Genomic DNA, 15,868 nt, shown 5'->3' on the forward strand with positions numbered 1-15,868 from the left:
GGCCACCATTGCCACGACGGCGTGCATCGTGAAGCTGCGGCTGGCAGCTGTTTTGACTTTCGGCTTTAAGCTTTATATCTTGAGTTGTTTTTGCTTTCAGCTTTAGGCATTCGACCTGGGCTGTATTCCTACTGCCTATTGCCCGTTGCCTATTGCCTTCTTACAATCTCGTTTGTAAACGAACCACCATCTCATTCTTCCAACCGTTAAAATCTCCGAGCAGAATATGGTGTCTTGCCTGGCGCACCAACCATAAATAGAAGGCAAGGTTATGAACGCTGGCAATGGTAAGTCCCAGTATTTCTTTCGCTTTTACCAGGTGACGCAGGTAGGCTTTAGAATAGTAATTGCTCACCACACAATCAATGCCCTCATCGAGTGGAGAAAAATCGTGCTCCCATTTTTTATTATCGATATTAATTACACCCTGGGAAGTGAACAGCATGGCATTTCGTCCATTGCGGGTGGGCATTACGCAATCAAACATATCTATGCCCAGGGCAATACATTCCAGGATATTCCAGGGCGTACCCACCCCCATCAAATAACGGGGCTTATGAACCGGCAAATTATCACAACACAAACCGCACAGGTCATACAACATGTTATCTGGTTCACCAACACTTAAACCGCCAATGGCATTTCCAGTGGCTTCCTTGGAGGCTATGTATTCACAGGAAGCTTTACGCAGGTCAGTATAGGTACTTCCCTGCACAATTGGGAACAGGTTTTGGGTATACCCGTATTTATCAGGAGTTTCGTTAAAACGTTTAAAACAACGGTCAAGCCAGCGATGGGTCAGGTGCATCGACTTTTCGGCATACTTATACTCGCTGGGGTATGGCGGACATTCATCAAATGCCATGATGATGTCGGCGCCAATGGTCCGTTGTATATCCATTACTGCTTCAGGCGAAAACATATGTTTGGACCCGTCGATATGAGATTGAAACAAGGCACCCTCTTCAGTTATTTTACGGGTACCGGCCAGAGAGAATACCTGGTAACCGCCGCTATCTGTTAAAATGGGCCGGTCCCAGCCATTAAAACGGTGTAAACCACCCGCTTTTTCCATTACTCCGGTACCGGGACGCAAATACAGGTGATACGTGTTACCTAATATGATGGATGCATTTACTTCTTCTTTCAACTGTTGTTGGCTCACCGCCTTAACACTGCCAACGGTACCAACCGGCATGAAGATAGGCGTGGCAATTTCACCATGATCGGTGACAATATGTCCTGCCCTGGCTTTTGTCTGGTTATCGGTATGTTGTAAAGTGAATTGTAATGCAGCCATTTTTATTTTATTGGGCTGCAAAGATAATATGTTGCATCGGCTTTATTAATGGCTGTTTCGGGGGAAGGCAGACGGCAATGGGCAATCAATGTCGTTTAGTTAAGCGAAATGGAGAGCGCTAAATCCTCCCGATGCATCGGGAGGCCGCGGGGTGCTGCACATAAACGGTATTAATTTGATTAACCTATTATGAAACACAGAATAATGATATTAACATTATAAACCCACCCCTACCCCTCCCAGGAGGGGATGCCTCAAAACAAGCATTAACTAAACGACATTGAATAGGCAATGGGCAATGGACCGCGACGCGGATGCCGCGTTGAGGGTATTGCTTGCGGCGTGAAGCTTGCGGCCTGTATTTGCTTTCGGCTTCAGGCTTTCTGCTTTGACCTGTATTCCCCCACTGCCCATTGCCTTTCACCAAATATTTACCATAATCAATACAATAATTTTTCTGCTGAAACTCACACCAGATGGGTACAACTTCGAATTAAAAACTCATTAGTTTATCCTATTTTCGTGCAAAACCTTCACGGACCGTGCCTAAATTAATTTCTCTTATGGGCGAGATACAAACGTTTTTCATAACCTGGTGGCCTTGGATACTGTTTGCATTGTTTTGTCTGGTTATTCTGATCCAGTTAATTTATTATATAGCATTTTTTCGACGTGTAGCTTTTTTTAAATCAGCTTCCAAAGAGAAAACACAAACCCATGCGGTGAGCATTATTGTGTGCGCCCGGGATGAAGCAAATAATCTTACCAAATATTTACCCGGCGTGCTGGTGCAAACCTACCCTACCACGCATGAGTTGATTGTGGTAAACCATAATAGCCAGGACGAAACCCGTTACCTGCTAGATGAGTTTAAAAAGACCTTTAAGAACCTGCAGGCCATAAACCTGGAACAGGAAGCACTGGGTATTCCCGGTAAAAAATATCCGTTGTCTATTGGTATAAAAGAAGCCAAACACGAAATATTATTACTTACCGATGCCGACTGTGTGCCTGCTTCTGAGTTCTGGTTACAAAAAATGCAGGAAGCCTATCATGATGGGATTGAGATTGTACTGGGTTATGGCGCCTACAACAAAAAGCCCGGTATTTTAAACAAGATCATCCGTTTTGAAACATTCCATTCTGCCCTGCAATATATGTCGTATGCGCTTGCCGGTTTGCCATATATGGGTGTGGGCAGAAACCTGTCGTACAAACGCGAGTTGTTCTTCCGTACAAAAGGTTTTTCTTCCATCAACCACGTAGCCAGCGGTGATGATGACCTGTTCATTAACCAGGTTGCTACCAAACATAATGTGAATGTAGTGCTCGATCCTGAAGCGTTCACTTTGTCGGAACCTAAACGTAGGTTTGGCGACTGGATCCGTCAGAAGAACCGTCACTACAGCACCAGCAAATTTTACAAACCGGTTCATAAATTCCTGTTAGGTCTATATTCCACCTCCCATTTTTTTGTTTATCCGTTGTTTGTGTTGTGTATGTTCTTTTTCGACTGGCGATTGACACTGGGCGTATTTGGGATCCGCTTCCTGTGGCAGGCGGTGGTTTATTACAACGCCATGAAAAAGATGAATGAAAGGGATCTTTTTTACTGGTGGTGGATTTTAGATATCTGGATGTTCATACATTACTTCATCTTTGCTCCTTCAATATGGAGAAAGCCCAACAAAAACTGGCACTGATAACTAAGTATTTCAGTGACTTCACCCCTGTTCAGCTTCAACAATTCGCCGCTTTGGACGAACTGTATAACGACTGGAACAGCAAGATCAACGTTATTTCGCGTAAGGACATGGAAAGCCTCTACGAAAAGCATGTGCTGCATTCTTTAGCCATAGCCACTGCTTTTGAGTTTAAACCTGGTTCAACCATTGTTGACCTGGGTACGGGTGGCGGCTTTCCGGGTATCCCGCTGGCCATCTTTTTCCCTGAGGTAAAATTCCTGCTGGTTGATAGTATTGGCAAGAAATTAAAGGTAGTGGATGCCGTAGCCGAAGGCCTGCAATTGAAGAACGTTACTACCCGCCATAGTCGCATTGAAGAGATCAAAGACAAAAAGTTTGACTTTGTAGTGTCAAGAGCGGTGGCGCCATTAAAAGACCTATGGCACTGGTCAAAGCCCTTGTTGAAGAAACCATCACCCAACAGTGAAAATCAAAAGCCCGGGCTCATTTGCTTAAAAGGCGGTGACCTGGGGCAGGAGATCTCTGAAAGCGGCTGCAGACCCCGTTTAATGGAAGTCTATGAGATCTTTAAGGAGGAATACTTCAAAGAGAAGTATATGTTATACGTTTCTGTCTGAATAAGTGAAGCTTTAAAAGTAATTAGCCATTGTTAGTTATCCCCAAAGCGGGATGACCGGCGGCTATATGCTTCTTTCAATAGTCAATTCTATGTATTTAACATTCAATGACAAACAATGAATGTTTTTATGTATAGTAAGTAAAACTACCTTAAAGTGGTATTTTACGTTTCGGCAAAAAACTGAACTTTGTACCATGATGGATATTACTGTATGTATTGTTGATGATACAAAAGATATTCGGTCTGCTCTGGAACAGATCGTAACGATGTCGGAAGGATACCAGTTGTTGGGAAGTAGTGCAACTGCAGAAGAAGCGCTGGTGAAAATCCCTGATCTGAAGCCGAATGTTGTGCTGATGGATATAAACCTGGGTGAAGGCGAAAGTGGGATCGATGTAGTGAAACACCTGAAATCAGATTATCCTGAGATCCTTTTTATGATGTGTACGGTGTATGAAGACGATGAAAAGATCTTTGAAGCATTAAGCGCCGGCGCCAGTGGATATATTTTAAAGAAAACAGCTCCTCATAAGTTACTGGAAGCCATTAGGGAATTACAGGAAGGCGGTGCTCCCATGAGCAGTCAGATCGCTCGTAAAGTAGTAGCGGCCTTTCAACAAAATAAAGCGGGCGCTGAAGCTGCGGAGAACTCTCTCAGCGTTTTATCGAATCGTGAAAAAGAGATCCTGGAATTACTGGCTAAAGGTATGCTGTATAAAGAAATAGCCGCCAGTTTATTCATCAGCCAGGAAACAGTGCGAAAACACGTATATCACATATACGAAAAGTTACATGTAAATAATCGCGTTGAAGCTATTAATAAGTTCTTTGGACGGTAATCCGGAGGGATTAGGTCGTGTTAAAGGAACAAAATTACCCACAAAGTAGTATTGTTTTAATATTAATACGAGCCTAGATTTGCATCTGGTTGTCACATCAAATACTTACATGCCATTTTACCTTCCTGTGCTCTGTTCGTCAATAACCTTATTTTAAGGGGGCCGTTCGTTGAGGAGCGGCCTTTTTGATTAAGTACCTGTTTAGTTACAAAAAAAACGTCCTCCCTTACCTTCAGGAGGACGTTTTTTTATTCTCAGGATCATCCTGTTACCAGGGAATATCCAGTTTGTTATTCTTTCTATCAACATCAGCCATTCGCATGGAAGGATCAATTTCAATAACCTTCAGATCAGTGATCTTGTGAATTACTTCCAGGGTGTATTGGGGATGGGTCCACTTCCAGGGCTCATATACATTGCGGGGAATGGCAGCATCCTCTACCGGTTTCTCCCCAAACATCAAATACATGGGCACATAAGCCATCAGCTTGCTGCCATCTTTAAATGTCACCAGCAGATCAATAGGCATTGGCATATTGCCCAGGCGTTTTAACCTGATCTTTGTTTTCCCCCCTTCTTCCCACAAACTATCTATACCATAGTCAATTGTCTTGGTGGTATTCACAAAGTATTCGCGGTACCAGTCCAGCTTCATATCACTGGCCTTTTCTGCTACGCGAATAAAATCATTTACATTAGGATGTTTGAAGCGCCATTGGTTATAATAATCCATCAGGATCTTATCGCGCATCTGTGCTCCTACAACGTATCCCAATTGTTCTATAAACACCTCTCCCTTTGAATACGAAGCAAGGCTGTAAGCAAAGTTTGTTTCAAAGTGATCGGCATGGGTAGTTAACGGTTCTTCCAGGCGGCTGGCCACCAGTCCGAAGTAATTGTCATAAGCATCTTCGTGCGGACTGGCAGTGCCCAGGAACGATCTGCTTTTTGTAAGCGAATCAACCAGCGTTTTCTTACGCGGACCTGTACCTGCGGTTGTTTCTGTTACAGCAGAACCTGAAACTGTTTGATAATAATTAGTGACCAGGGCTGCAGCGTAGCTTGTAAAGCCTTCATCCATCCAGCCATATTCCGATTCATTAGTGCCCAGCATACCCTGGTACCAGCTGTGCATCCATTCATGAAAGGCAGTGCTTACACTGGGGCCAACAATCAGGGTACTCATGGGATATTCCATCCCCCCATCGCCCCCATGGATAAATGTATATTGTTTGTAAGGGTAAGCGCCGAATTTCTTTTCAATAAAAGGCAACACGGTTACAGCGGCATCTGCTATGCGGTTCCACTCCGCATCAAACCACTTAATATAGGCATCTGCATTGGCATAATTCTTTTTCTTATCGGCAGGCATTGCTTCGTATGTTCTGCGCAGCAGGTCTTCTTCACGGTTGTAGATCACGTGAATAACCGGACCGCCGGCAATAGTGCGGGTCAAATGCACGTAATCAGGATCAGCCGCCCACATAAAGTCATGCACGTTGGGCGCTACAAAACGCCAGGTTAAGGTGGGACCTGTAGGCGCCGCCATTCTTACCCCAGGGTCCTGGTATCCAAAACCTATCTGGTTGGGGTTTTGTAAATAGCCTGTTCCACCGATCATGTACTTTTTATCGATGGTAATGTTCACTTCATAATCGCCCCATACGCCATAAAACTCACGCGCTATATAAGGGGTGGGATGCCAGCCTTCATAATCGTATTCACACATTTTGGGATACCACTGGCTCATAGAGTAACGTACACCAGTACCCGGGTTATCGCGGCCACTCCGTCTGATCTGTAAAGGCACCTGCGCCTCAAATTCCATTTCAAACACCACTTTGGCTTTGGGCAGGATCGGTACAGTAAGCGGTACTTCCAGAATTGTTTCATCCACGGTGTACTTCAACGCTATGCCGTTCATTTTTAACGACAACACCTTTTGATAACCTATTTCATCTGGTTTCAGGTTCTGAATACGGTCCTTTACACGAGGGTCCCAGTCGGCACGGCCATTGGTAGTTTTTTGTCCCAATGCGCGGCTGCGACTGTCCATCATACTATTTGGTTGAAAGGCATTCCAGTATAAGTGATAGAATACTTTTTTAAGGGTATCGGGAGAGTTATTGGTATACTCCAACCGTTGTTTACCGGTAAACCGGTTGGTAGTTACATTCATGGCAACATCCATCGTGTATTTCACCCGCTGTTGCCACCTGTCGGGTTGTGCCCACGCCACCACTGTTAACAGAGTACAGGTCGTCAGTGTATAAATCCTCTTACGCATCATGTAAGTATTTTGTTTAAATAAAGTTTTCAAGTGCGGAAGGTAATTAAAAAAGAAAAATTATAAATAGTTATAAGTTGTAAGCGGCTGTTGTCACAGATCAACAACAAGCCCGTTATGCTTGATCAAATTCAAGTTTTCAGCAGAAAAAAAGTCAGATTTGTTATTATAAATTAATATGTAATAGATTTGTGGGCATTCCATTAGAAGAATTTTTACTGCTTTTCACATTCAACAGCATAAACAGGAATCCCCCCGAGGTATCGGGGGGACTTGTTTTTTTATATATGTAGTTATATTAAGATCCTATAGGGTGATATTATCTCTTAGCATCCGGCCGGTGCTATCGAAAAACAATTGTTTTTTCAGGATATCATTTTTCTGAATATCGAGGCGGTATTGTGTTTTGGCTTCGCGCAGGTCTATTTTATAAGCCTGTTTTATAGACCACTCTTCAGCATATTTACTTTTTTGAAAGCCCTCTTTTACAGCGGGGAGAATGTCTGCATCCGGAACTTTATTCTCGGTACTTTGCCAAAAGCCTTTATTGGTAAATTTTGCTTCGTAGTGGATATTATTCTGATCGAAGGAGGCGGTAAACCCGCTTAAGCGGTCGCGCCATTCTACATTCAGTGCGGTGGGGTATTTCTGTCTGAACGCTTCGGTTACTTCAGCTGGTACTTTACGCACCTGTGCATCAGCGGTATTATATATGGCAAAAGTAAGCGTCAACGCCAGGCAATAACTAATGAGTTTTTTCATAACTAAATGCATATTTATAGGTTACCATGCAAATTTCAAACCTTGTTGCTATACTGAAAACAAAAAAATAGTTAATAGTGTGAAGAGTGGGCAATGGTGAGCGTTGAATCCGCTTACGCCAAGGCTTCGGCGGACAAGTCGGCAGTCGGCGATCCGGCCTTCGCTGCGCCCGGGGCCGGTAATCGTGAAATCACGACAAGTCGGGACAAGCTGTCAAACGAGAAACGTGAAACTTGAAAGGGTTCGCGCTTCATCCTGGTCAACTGATCAACTGGTCAACTTTCAAATTCACATCTCATTCACCACTTTCATCTCTTGAATTACCTTTTATCACCTCCTTCCCAGCTAAGACAATAACAATCTCCCCCTTAACATCTTTTTGTTGAAAGTGTGTAACCAACTCCTGCAACGTACCATGTGCATTTTCTTCATACATTTTACTAAGCTCACGGCTTACGCTGCATAAACGATCGGCACCAAAGTATTGAACAAACTCCTGCAGGGTTTTAAGTAGTCGGTGCGGTGATTCATAAATGATCATAGTGCGATCTTCTTCGGCCAGTTTTTTTAACATGGTTTGACGTCCCTTTTTAGGCGGAAGGAAACCTTCAAACGTAAAGCGGGTCATAGGAAGCCCACTGTTCACCAGGGCGGGAACAAATGCGGTAGCGCCGGGGAGGCATTCTACTTTTATACCTTGCTTAATACATTCGCGCACGAGCAAAAACGCGGCATCGGAAATACCCGGAGTGCCGGCATCTGATATCATAGCCATGGTCTTACCTTCCAGTAACTGGCTGGTGAGATGTGGCACTATCTGATGCTCGTTATGCTGGTGATAGGTTGTAAGCGGCCGCGATATCTGATAGTGATTTAACAATTTGCTCGAGGTGCGGGTATCTTCAGCCAGTATCAGATCAACCTGCTTCAACACCTCCAGGGCCCTGAGCGTAATATCCTGCAAATTGCCAATGGGGGTGGGAACTATATAAAGCATAATTGATAATGCGCTAATATGTTAACATGCTTCCAACAAAGAGGCACATTAACATATTAGCTTATCAAAACGTTAGTTAATTACGATTTCGAAATACTCCATTACTGGATTAGCGAGTAGCTTCTTGGAGGCTTCTTCGGCAATTGCTTTTGCCTGATCAGGGGTGTTGGCTTCTACCTGCAGGGTAATGTTCTTTCCTACCCGTACATCCTGAATATTACCCAATCCCAGATTTTGCAATCCACCCATTACGGCTTTTCCTTGCGGATCGAGCAATTCTTTTAACGGCATTACCTTCACCTGAACTGTATAGGTCATGTGGTTTTATTTTTGAACGCCAAAGATAAGATGATGTAAAGAATAAATACAACCGGTACTGCCATCCATTTTAATAATATAGCGGCTATTATGGCTGCTGCCAGCAAAATAAGCTTAGGCAGATTGCTTTTCACTGAAAAATTTTTAAATTTCAGCGCCATCAACGGCAAATTGCTTACCATTAAATAGCTCAGCACCACAATTATACCATACCACACCCAACGATTCTGCAGTATGCTCGCCACCTCGGCATTCGAATACCAGTAAATAAGCGGCAATGATGCTACCAGTAAGCCTGCTGCGGGCGTAGGTACGCCTTTAAAGCCGAATTGCTGTGAATCGTCGATATTGAACTTGCCCAGGCGATAAGCTGCTGCACAGGGTATCAACAGGGCAGGCAATAACAGTATAACAGGCGCTTGAACCCCATCGGGCATGCCGGCATAACTCAAGCGCAAAAACTGGTACACGATCATGCCTGGCGCCACACCAAAACTAACCACATCGGCCAGAGAATCGAGTTGTTTGCCCAGGGCTGAAGAAGCATGGAACAGACGGGCAACAAACCCATCTAAAAAATCCACCACAGCAGCCAGTGCAATGAACAAGGAAGCCAGTCCTATTTTTTCAGGAACTTCCAGCAATTGTGTCCCCTGCTCATCAGTCACAATAATAATTCCATTCTGTAATATGTATATGATAGCAATACAGCCAAAGAACAAATTGAGTAACGTGAACAGGTTTGGTATGTGTTTCATGAATGCAAATTAGCTTATTCTTTTTCGTTTATTTTTTCATAATGGCTTCGATGTCTTCCGCCTTGATGGGGATCTTGGCCATCAGGTCTTTATTGCCGGTTTTGGTGATCCATACATTGTTTTCGATGCGGATGCCCATTTGTTCCTGTTCTATATAGATACCCGGTTCAATGGTGAAAACCATTCCTGGTTTAATGGGCTCGCTACGGGTACCCAGGTCATGCACATCAATACCCAGGTGATGCGAAATACCATGATATAAATACTTGCGGTAAGCGCGGTTGTCCTTGTCTTCGTTCTTCACATCTGCCGCACTTAACAAACCCAGTTTCACAAATACTTTGGAGGCTTCCGCCCCTACTTTATCTGTATAATCCAGGATGCTGATGCCTGGTTTTAAAATACTTTTCGCATAGTCATGCAGGCGTAAACATCCATTATACACTTCCCTTTGTCGTTTACTGAACTTTCCATTCACCGGGACCGTACGTGTCAGATCGGCACAATACCCGCCGTACTCAGCGCCAAAATCCATTAACACCAGCTCCCCATCTTTACACTCCTGATTATTGAATACATAATGCAGGATGCGGGCGCGGTCGCCACTGGCGATAATACTGCTATAAGCCGGTGCCGTTGCCCGTTGCGAGAGGAACGAGTGCCAGATCTCTGCTTCAATCTCATACTCCATCACCCCCGGCTTAATGAATTTCAACAGTCGTTCAAACGTTTTATGGGTTATATCTATTGCCTGCTGCATTACAGCAACTTCCTGCGGCGATTTTATGGCCCGCAGGTCCTTCATAATACGGGCGCTGCGCTTGTACTGGTGCAGCGGGAATTTTTGCCGCATTTCTTCTGCATAGCGGTAATCGCGTACAGGCACCCAGTTCGATTTGCGGTCGTTTTCATTGGTGTTCAGATAAATGGTATCGGCCAAATGGATCCAACCCTGTAAAACAGCATCCAGGCTATCAAGCCAGAGGATGGTTTGAATGCCCGACATCTTTTTGGCTTCTTCTGCCCGTAAACGCCTTCCATCCCATTTCTCTTTCATTTCATTGGGACGAACCAATACCAGCACTTCCCGCAATTTGGGATCGGGGTTACCAGGGAAAAGGATCACCATGGTGTCTTCCTGGTCAATACCAGATAACCAGTACAGGTCGCTGTTTTGTTTGAACCGGTGCGTGGCATCGCCATTGGTAGGCAGCTCATCATTGCTGTTAAAGATGGCAATGGCATTTTTATCCATCCGGGCTACAAAACTTTTACGGTTCTGTATAAAGATGGCAGGATCGAGTGGCAGATACTTCATGTAGTTATTGTTTTATTGTAAACAAGGTACTTTTAATTGAGGCGGTAAAAATAAATGAAAAGCACCCAATTGCAAGGATACAAGCCCCAAGCATACAAGGAGTTGCAGGGCTAAAACGCGTAGCCATGCAGCTGGCACCCCATTCACGCGCATTTTCACCTCCCAAACACTGACCAACAATCATACAAAATTCAGGTTTTTAGTGCCCATTCAGCAAAACCCGGTGAGCAATCAATCCGGTTTTATACTAACAGACGTTAGATAGATAATTCACAATTATTTACCCATGTAATTAGATAATATTCAAAAATGTGTCGATTACCGCCATTGGTATGGATAAATTTTAATTATATCTTTGAGCCATCAACAAACGAACGCTTGTATGTCATTATCAACCATTGCAATCCCAACAACAGGACTTGAGGAGCTGGGGCTGCACTCAACCAACACATTGCATTATCAGTTAAGTGCTGAAGAGTTAGTGCATGACACTTTACGATTAAACCAGGGCGAACTGAATAACACAGGCGCATTGGTAGTAAAAACTGGGGAATTTACGGGCCGTAGTCCCAAGGACAAGTTCATTGTTAAAGATGAGATCACTGAAAATTCCGTTCATTGGAATGACTTCAATATTCCTCTGGAGGAAAAATATTTTCACTGCATACGTAAAAAAATCCTTGACTACCTGAACGCACAGCCAGAATTATGGGTCCGTGACTCACAAGCCTGTGCCGATCCGCGTTATCGGCTGAATATTCGTGTAGTTAATGACAATCCCTGGGCCAACCTGTTTGCCTATAACATGTTTATGCGCCCAGAGGAAGAAGAGTTGGAAAATTTCACTCCCGAATGGCATATACTGGCAGCTCCCGGCTTACATCTCGATGCTAAAGAATGCGGCGTTCGTCAACACAATGCAGCCGTGATCAGTTTTAAACACCGCACCATTTTAATTGCCGGCAGCGGTTATACCGGCGAGATCAAAAAAGGCATTTTCTCTATTCTCAATTATATTTTACCCCACGACAAAGGTGTTCTGAGCATGCACTGCTCTGCCAACATTGGCAAGGATGGTGACACGGCCCTGTTCTTTGGTTTAAGTGGAACCGGTAAAACTACCTTAAGCGCCGACCCTAACCGGAAGTTGATTGGTGATGACGAACATGGTTGGACCGACAACGGCGTTTTTAACTTTGAAGGAGGCTGCTATGCCAAGTGTATTGATCTGAGTCAAGAAAAAGAGCCGGCTATTTTTTCAGCCATCCGCGGTGGCGCACTGGTTGAGAATACCAATTTCTATGCGGGCACTAACGAAATTGACTTCACCAACAAAGCCATCACTGAAAATACGCGTGTTTCATACCCATTAAACTACATCAGTAATGCAATTGAACCTGCGCAAGGTGGTATACCCGAAAATATTTTCTTTTTAACCTGCGATGCCTATGGCGTTCTGCCCCCAGTATCGCGACTCACACCTGCCCAGGCCATGTACCAATTCATTTCTGGTTACACTGCCAAGGTAGCAGGCACAGAAGCGGGTGTAACTGAACCCAAATCTACTTTCAGCGCTTGCTTTGGCGCGCCCTTCTTACCATTGCACCCTGGCCAGTACGCCAGTATGTTGGGTGAGAAACTGAGAAAGCACAACGTAAAGGTATGGTTGATCAACACCGGCTGGACGGGCGGTTCATATGGTACCGGCAATCGCATGAAGCTGGCCTATACCCGCGCCATGATCAGTGCAGCACTGGATGGCCAACTCGACACTGTTGAATATGATATGAACCCGGTATTTGGAATGGCGGTTCCTACCAGCTGTCCGGGAGTACCCGAAGCTATATTGAACCCACGCAATACCTGGGCCGATAAAACTGCTTACGACAAAGCAGCCGAAAATCTGGCTAAACAGTTCATTACCAATTTTGAAAAATATGCATCGGGGGTTACGCCGGAAGTACTGGCAGCAGCTCCGAAAATATAATCGACTTTTTTTGTTTTAGTTTCAGTTTTTTTAATGATATTAGAACGCTTTTTGTAAAAAGCATTTCGGTCTCAACGATTACTTTGCCATAGAAAAGGTTGTCTCTTAAAAAGGGACAACCTTTTATGCTTTACCCGGGTGCTTATTTTCAAAAATTTTAGGAATCTGTTTCCATCTATTTGAGTTAAGTTGCTGGTGTATTAATCATCCTTCCTGCCGGTGAGCATTGATAACCATAGGTGGGAAATCAATTATGAGCAAAGCCGCGTTGTTATTATTAATGGTGTGTATTACCGTTATACAGGCGAATAACCTGATTCCCTGGAGCGCCTCCCGCAAACTTACCTGGAGCGATTTCAAAGGCACTCCCGATCCGCATGCACCAAACGCTGCCCTTACCAGCAGCAGTATCAATATCGAATATGGTTACAATGAAAAGGGATTTGAATATTCCATTTCCTGCAATTTCGATAAAAACCGCTCCTGGGTGCGCATAAAGAACAATGAGGTGCTGGCCCATGAACAGGGCCATTTTGATATTGCAGAAATTTACGCCCGCAAACTGAACAAACTGGTAAAGGAATATCACTTCAATGCCAAAACCGCCAGCAGCGATCTTAACAAGCTGTATGAAGACGCGATGAAACAACACCGGCTTGAACAAACTCAATACGATCAGGAAACCGATTACTCGCGTAACAGGCTTAACCAGTCTGCATGGCTCTCAAAAATTGAACAGGAGCTAAAGGAAACAGCTCCTTTTGCCAATTATCACCATCATTAAAACAAACCGTATAACTGGGAATCAATCTTTCGGATGATCTCGCCGAGGTGTTCATCGTTCTCGGGAAATTTGTTCTTATCGATGTCTATTACCAACAGGGGGCCTTCTTTGTATCCATCGATCCATTTATTGTAGAAGTCGTTGAGGCGTTTCAGATAATCAAGCCGGATATTCTCTTCATATTCACGACCGCGTTTCTGTATTTGCGCAACCAGGGTTGGCACCGATGCTTTCAGATAGATGAGCAGATCGGGTGGTTGCACCATTGTTTTTAATGTTTCAAAAAACATAAAGTAGTTATCGAAATCGCGTTTGCTCATTAACCCCATTTCATGCAGGTTAGGCGCGAAGATGTAGGCATCTTCATATATAGTGCGGTCCTGCACTATGGTTTCTGTACCACGGTGAATATCGTTCAGTTGTCTAAGCCGGCTGTTGAGGAAATAGATCTGCAGGTTAAAACTCCACCTGGGCATATCGTCATAAAAATCGAAGAGGTAAGGGTTGTGGTCTACGTCTTCAAACTGGGGTATCCAGCGATAATGTTTACTGAGGAGTTCGGTGAGCGTAGTTTTGCCCGCACCGATATTACCCGCTACAGCAATATGCTTCGGTTTCTTAGTTTTTGCCATTATTATAGAGTTCTATCCCGTTTCGTCCCGATTTGTGGGGACAATCAAAAATTTAAGATATTAATTCTTTCCGGTTTTAAACCTGTTGACCGATCTTTTTTAATAATAATTCAGACCAATGGCCTGGCGAACTTCCAGCATGGTAGCCTGTGCACTCGCCCGGGCTTTTTCAGCTCCCTGGATCATTACTTTTTTCAAATAATCGGTATCCTGTTGAATAGCTTCGGCTTTTTCGCGGATTGGAGCTATAAAGCGTACCATGTCTTCGGCCAGTTGCTTTTTCATATCACCATACCTGATGGTACATGTGTTATAGTCTTCTTCAAATTTCTTTACAACATCCGGAGCGCTTACCAGGTTCATCAACAAAAAGATGTTCTCGATGTAATCGGGTTTGGGCGTGTTAGGCTCTGTGGGACCGCTATCGGTTTTTGCCTTCATTACTTTTTTGCGGATCAGGTCATCGGGATCGCTGAGGTATAAGGTAGCGTATTGATTCTCACTCTTACTCATTTTACCGCCGCCATCGAGGCTTGGCACTTTTATAAGCTCGCTGCCATAATTAAACGCCACTGGTTCAGGAAATACTTCACTGTAACGATGTGTAAAGCGGTTTGCAATATTGCGGGCCATTTCCAGGTGTTGCTCCTGGTCTTTACCCACCGGTACCAGTTTGGCGCGGTGTAACAATATATCGGCTGCCTGTAATACCGGGTAGGTCAACAAGCCTGCATTTACATTTTGTGGATGTTGCCTAACCTTATCTTTAAAGGTGGGGGTCTTTTCCAACTCCCCTACCATTGACAACATATTCAGATACAAATACAGCTCTGAGGTTTCATAAACATGGCTCTGACAGTACAAGGCGCATTTATCGGGATCGAGACCACTGGCCAGGTGTTCGGCCAGTACCCGGTGTATATTAGTTTTTAACTCTTTTGTATCAGGATGGGTAGTTAATGAATGCAGGTCGGCCAGCATAAAGAAACAGGTATATTCTTCCTGCATACGCACAAAGTTGCGCAACGCCCCAAAATAGTTACCGAGGTGTAAAAAACCCGTGGGGCGTATACCGCCCATGACAATCTCTTTCTTAACACTTTGCATAAGGAGGGCGAAGATAAGAAAAAAGGGTGCAGGGCAATACAGCCTTTTCCCGGCATTTATACGCTAATCCCGCCTCTCATAAGTACCTTTTGCCCTTTGCCCACTGCCTGCTGCCTTTCCATTCCAAATAATCAGTTATTTTTGTTTGCATGGAAGTAAATGACGCATTGGTACACAACCTGGCCAACCTGGCCCGCCTGCAGTTTAATGATCAGGAGAAAGAAATAATTAAGAAAGACCTGCAACGAATGATTCATTTTGTCGACAAACTGAATGAAATAAATACGGAAGGGGTGGAACCGCTTTTACATATGACTGATGCGCTCAATGTGTTGCGCGAAGATGAGGTAAAAGGTTCCATTACCCGCGAGGAAGCGCTTAAAAACGCACCTGATTCAGACGGAACGTTCTTTAAAGTGCCTAAGGTCATTAAAAAACAGGAGTAAACTTTTTC

The 15,868-nt window shown here is 44.2% G+C and carries 15 protein-coding genes; 6 read left to right on the top strand and 9 right to left on the bottom strand.

Annotated features, from left to right (window positions below):
• Nucleotides 1-160: 160 nt before the first annotated feature.
• Complete coding sequence (tgt, locus tag J7I42_RS01490; RefSeq protein ID WP_209136999.1) at nt 161-1,300, bottom strand: tRNA guanosine(34) transglycosylase Tgt; 1,140 nt, start codon at nt 1,298-1,300, stop codon at nt 161-163.
• Between the two features lie 563 nt (nt 1,301-1,863).
• Between tgt and J7I42_RS01495 the strand changes: the two genes are divergently transcribed.
• The 3 genes from J7I42_RS01495 to J7I42_RS01505 all read left to right on the top strand — a co-directional run bounded on the left by J7I42_RS01495 (nt 1,864) and on the right by J7I42_RS01505 (nt 4,464).
• Nucleotides 1,864-3,003 carry a glycosyltransferase gene (locus J7I42_RS01495; protein WP_209137000.1) on the top strand — a complete coding sequence of 380 codons (1,140 nt, stop codon included), beginning with the start codon at nt 1,864-1,866 and terminating at the stop codon, nt 3,001-3,003.
• Nucleotides 2,973-3,623, top strand: coding sequence for a 16S rRNA (guanine(527)-N(7))-methyltransferase RsmG (gene rsmG / locus J7I42_RS01500; RefSeq protein WP_209137001.1), 651 nt, complete (start codon nt 2,973-2,975; stop codon nt 3,621-3,623). Before J7I42_RS01495 ends, rsmG begins: the two co-directional genes overlap by 31 nt.
• A 196-nt stretch (nt 3,624-3,819) precedes the next feature.
• Nucleotides 3,820-4,464, top strand: a complete 645-nt coding sequence (locus J7I42_RS01505) for a response regulator (RefSeq protein WP_209137002.1) — start codon at nt 3,820-3,822, stop codon at nt 4,462-4,464.
• A 268-nt stretch (nt 4,465-4,732) separates the two neighbouring features.
• On the opposite strand, the gene J7I42_RS01510 is transcribed toward J7I42_RS01505, so the two are convergent.
• The 6 genes from J7I42_RS01510 to J7I42_RS01535 all read right to left on the bottom strand — a co-directional run bounded on the left by J7I42_RS01510 (nt 4,733) and on the right by J7I42_RS01535 (nt 10,904).
• Nucleotides 4,733-6,754, bottom strand: coding sequence for a M1 family metallopeptidase (locus J7I42_RS01510; protein WP_209137003.1), 2,022 nt, complete (start codon nt 6,752-6,754; stop codon nt 4,733-4,735).
• Between the two features lie 303 nt (nt 6,755-7,057).
• Nucleotides 7,058-7,513 carry a PepSY-like domain-containing protein gene (locus J7I42_RS01515; protein WP_209137004.1) on the bottom strand — a complete coding sequence of 152 codons (456 nt, stop codon included), beginning with the start codon at nt 7,511-7,513 and terminating at the stop codon, nt 7,058-7,060.
• Between the two features lie 295 nt (nt 7,514-7,808).
• Complete coding sequence (rsmI, locus tag J7I42_RS01520) at nt 7,809-8,510, bottom strand: 16S rRNA (cytidine(1402)-2'-O)-methyltransferase (protein WP_209137005.1); 702 nt, start codon at nt 8,508-8,510, stop codon at nt 7,809-7,811.
• A 72-nt stretch (nt 8,511-8,582) separates the two neighbouring features.
• Entirely contained in the window at nt 8,583-8,828 is a 246-nt protein-coding gene (gene purS, locus J7I42_RS01525; protein WP_081201303.1) for a phosphoribosylformylglycinamidine synthase subunit PurS, read from the bottom strand.
• Nucleotides 8,825-9,586, bottom strand: coding sequence for a CDP-alcohol phosphatidyltransferase family protein (locus tag J7I42_RS01530; RefSeq protein WP_209137006.1), 762 nt, complete (start codon nt 9,584-9,586; stop codon nt 8,825-8,827). Before J7I42_RS01530 ends, purS begins: the two co-directional genes overlap by 4 nt.
• Before the next feature lie 28 nt (nt 9,587-9,614).
• The gene (locus J7I42_RS01535) at nt 9,615-10,904 is read right to left on the bottom strand and encodes an aminopeptidase P N-terminal domain-containing protein (protein ID WP_209137007.1); all 1,290 of its coding nucleotides are present in this window, start codon (nt 10,902-10,904) and stop codon (nt 9,615-9,617) included.
• 382 nt (nt 10,905-11,286) lie between these two features.
• Between J7I42_RS01535 and pckA the strand changes: the two genes are divergently transcribed.
• Nucleotides 11,287-12,891, top strand: a complete 1,605-nt coding sequence (gene pckA, locus J7I42_RS01540) for a phosphoenolpyruvate carboxykinase (ATP) (RefSeq protein ID WP_209137008.1) — start codon at nt 11,287-11,289, stop codon at nt 12,889-12,891.
• A gap of 253 nt (nt 12,892-13,144) precedes the next feature.
• Nucleotides 13,145-13,675, top strand: a complete 531-nt coding sequence (locus J7I42_RS01545; protein WP_209137009.1) for a DUF922 domain-containing protein — start codon at nt 13,145-13,147, stop codon at nt 13,673-13,675.
• On the opposite strand, the gene J7I42_RS01550 is transcribed toward J7I42_RS01545, so the two are convergent.
• Nucleotides 13,672-14,307, bottom strand: coding sequence for a deoxynucleoside kinase (locus J7I42_RS01550; protein ID WP_209137010.1), 636 nt, complete (start codon nt 14,305-14,307; stop codon nt 13,672-13,674). The genes J7I42_RS01545 and J7I42_RS01550 overlap by 4 nt on opposite strands.
• Nucleotides 14,308-14,406: 99 nt before the next feature.
• Nucleotides 14,407-15,414 carry a tryptophan--tRNA ligase gene (gene trpS, locus J7I42_RS01555; RefSeq protein ID WP_209137011.1) on the bottom strand — a complete coding sequence of 336 codons (1,008 nt, stop codon included), beginning with the start codon at nt 15,412-15,414 and terminating at the stop codon, nt 14,407-14,409.
• A 149-nt stretch (nt 15,415-15,563) separates the two neighbouring features.
• On the opposite strand from trpS, the gene gatC reads away from it, so the two are divergent.
• Entirely contained in the window at nt 15,564-15,860 is a 297-nt protein-coding gene (gatC, locus tag J7I42_RS01560) for an Asp-tRNA(Asn)/Glu-tRNA(Gln) amidotransferase subunit GatC (RefSeq protein WP_209137012.1), read from the top strand.
• Nucleotides 15,861-15,868: the final 8 nt, after the last annotated feature.

Origin of the sequence: Niastella soli (genome assembly GCF_017742245.1) — a bacterium.
In the GTDB taxonomy this organism is placed as follows: Bacteria; Bacteroidota; Bacteroidia; order Chitinophagales; family Chitinophagaceae; genus Niastella; species Niastella soli.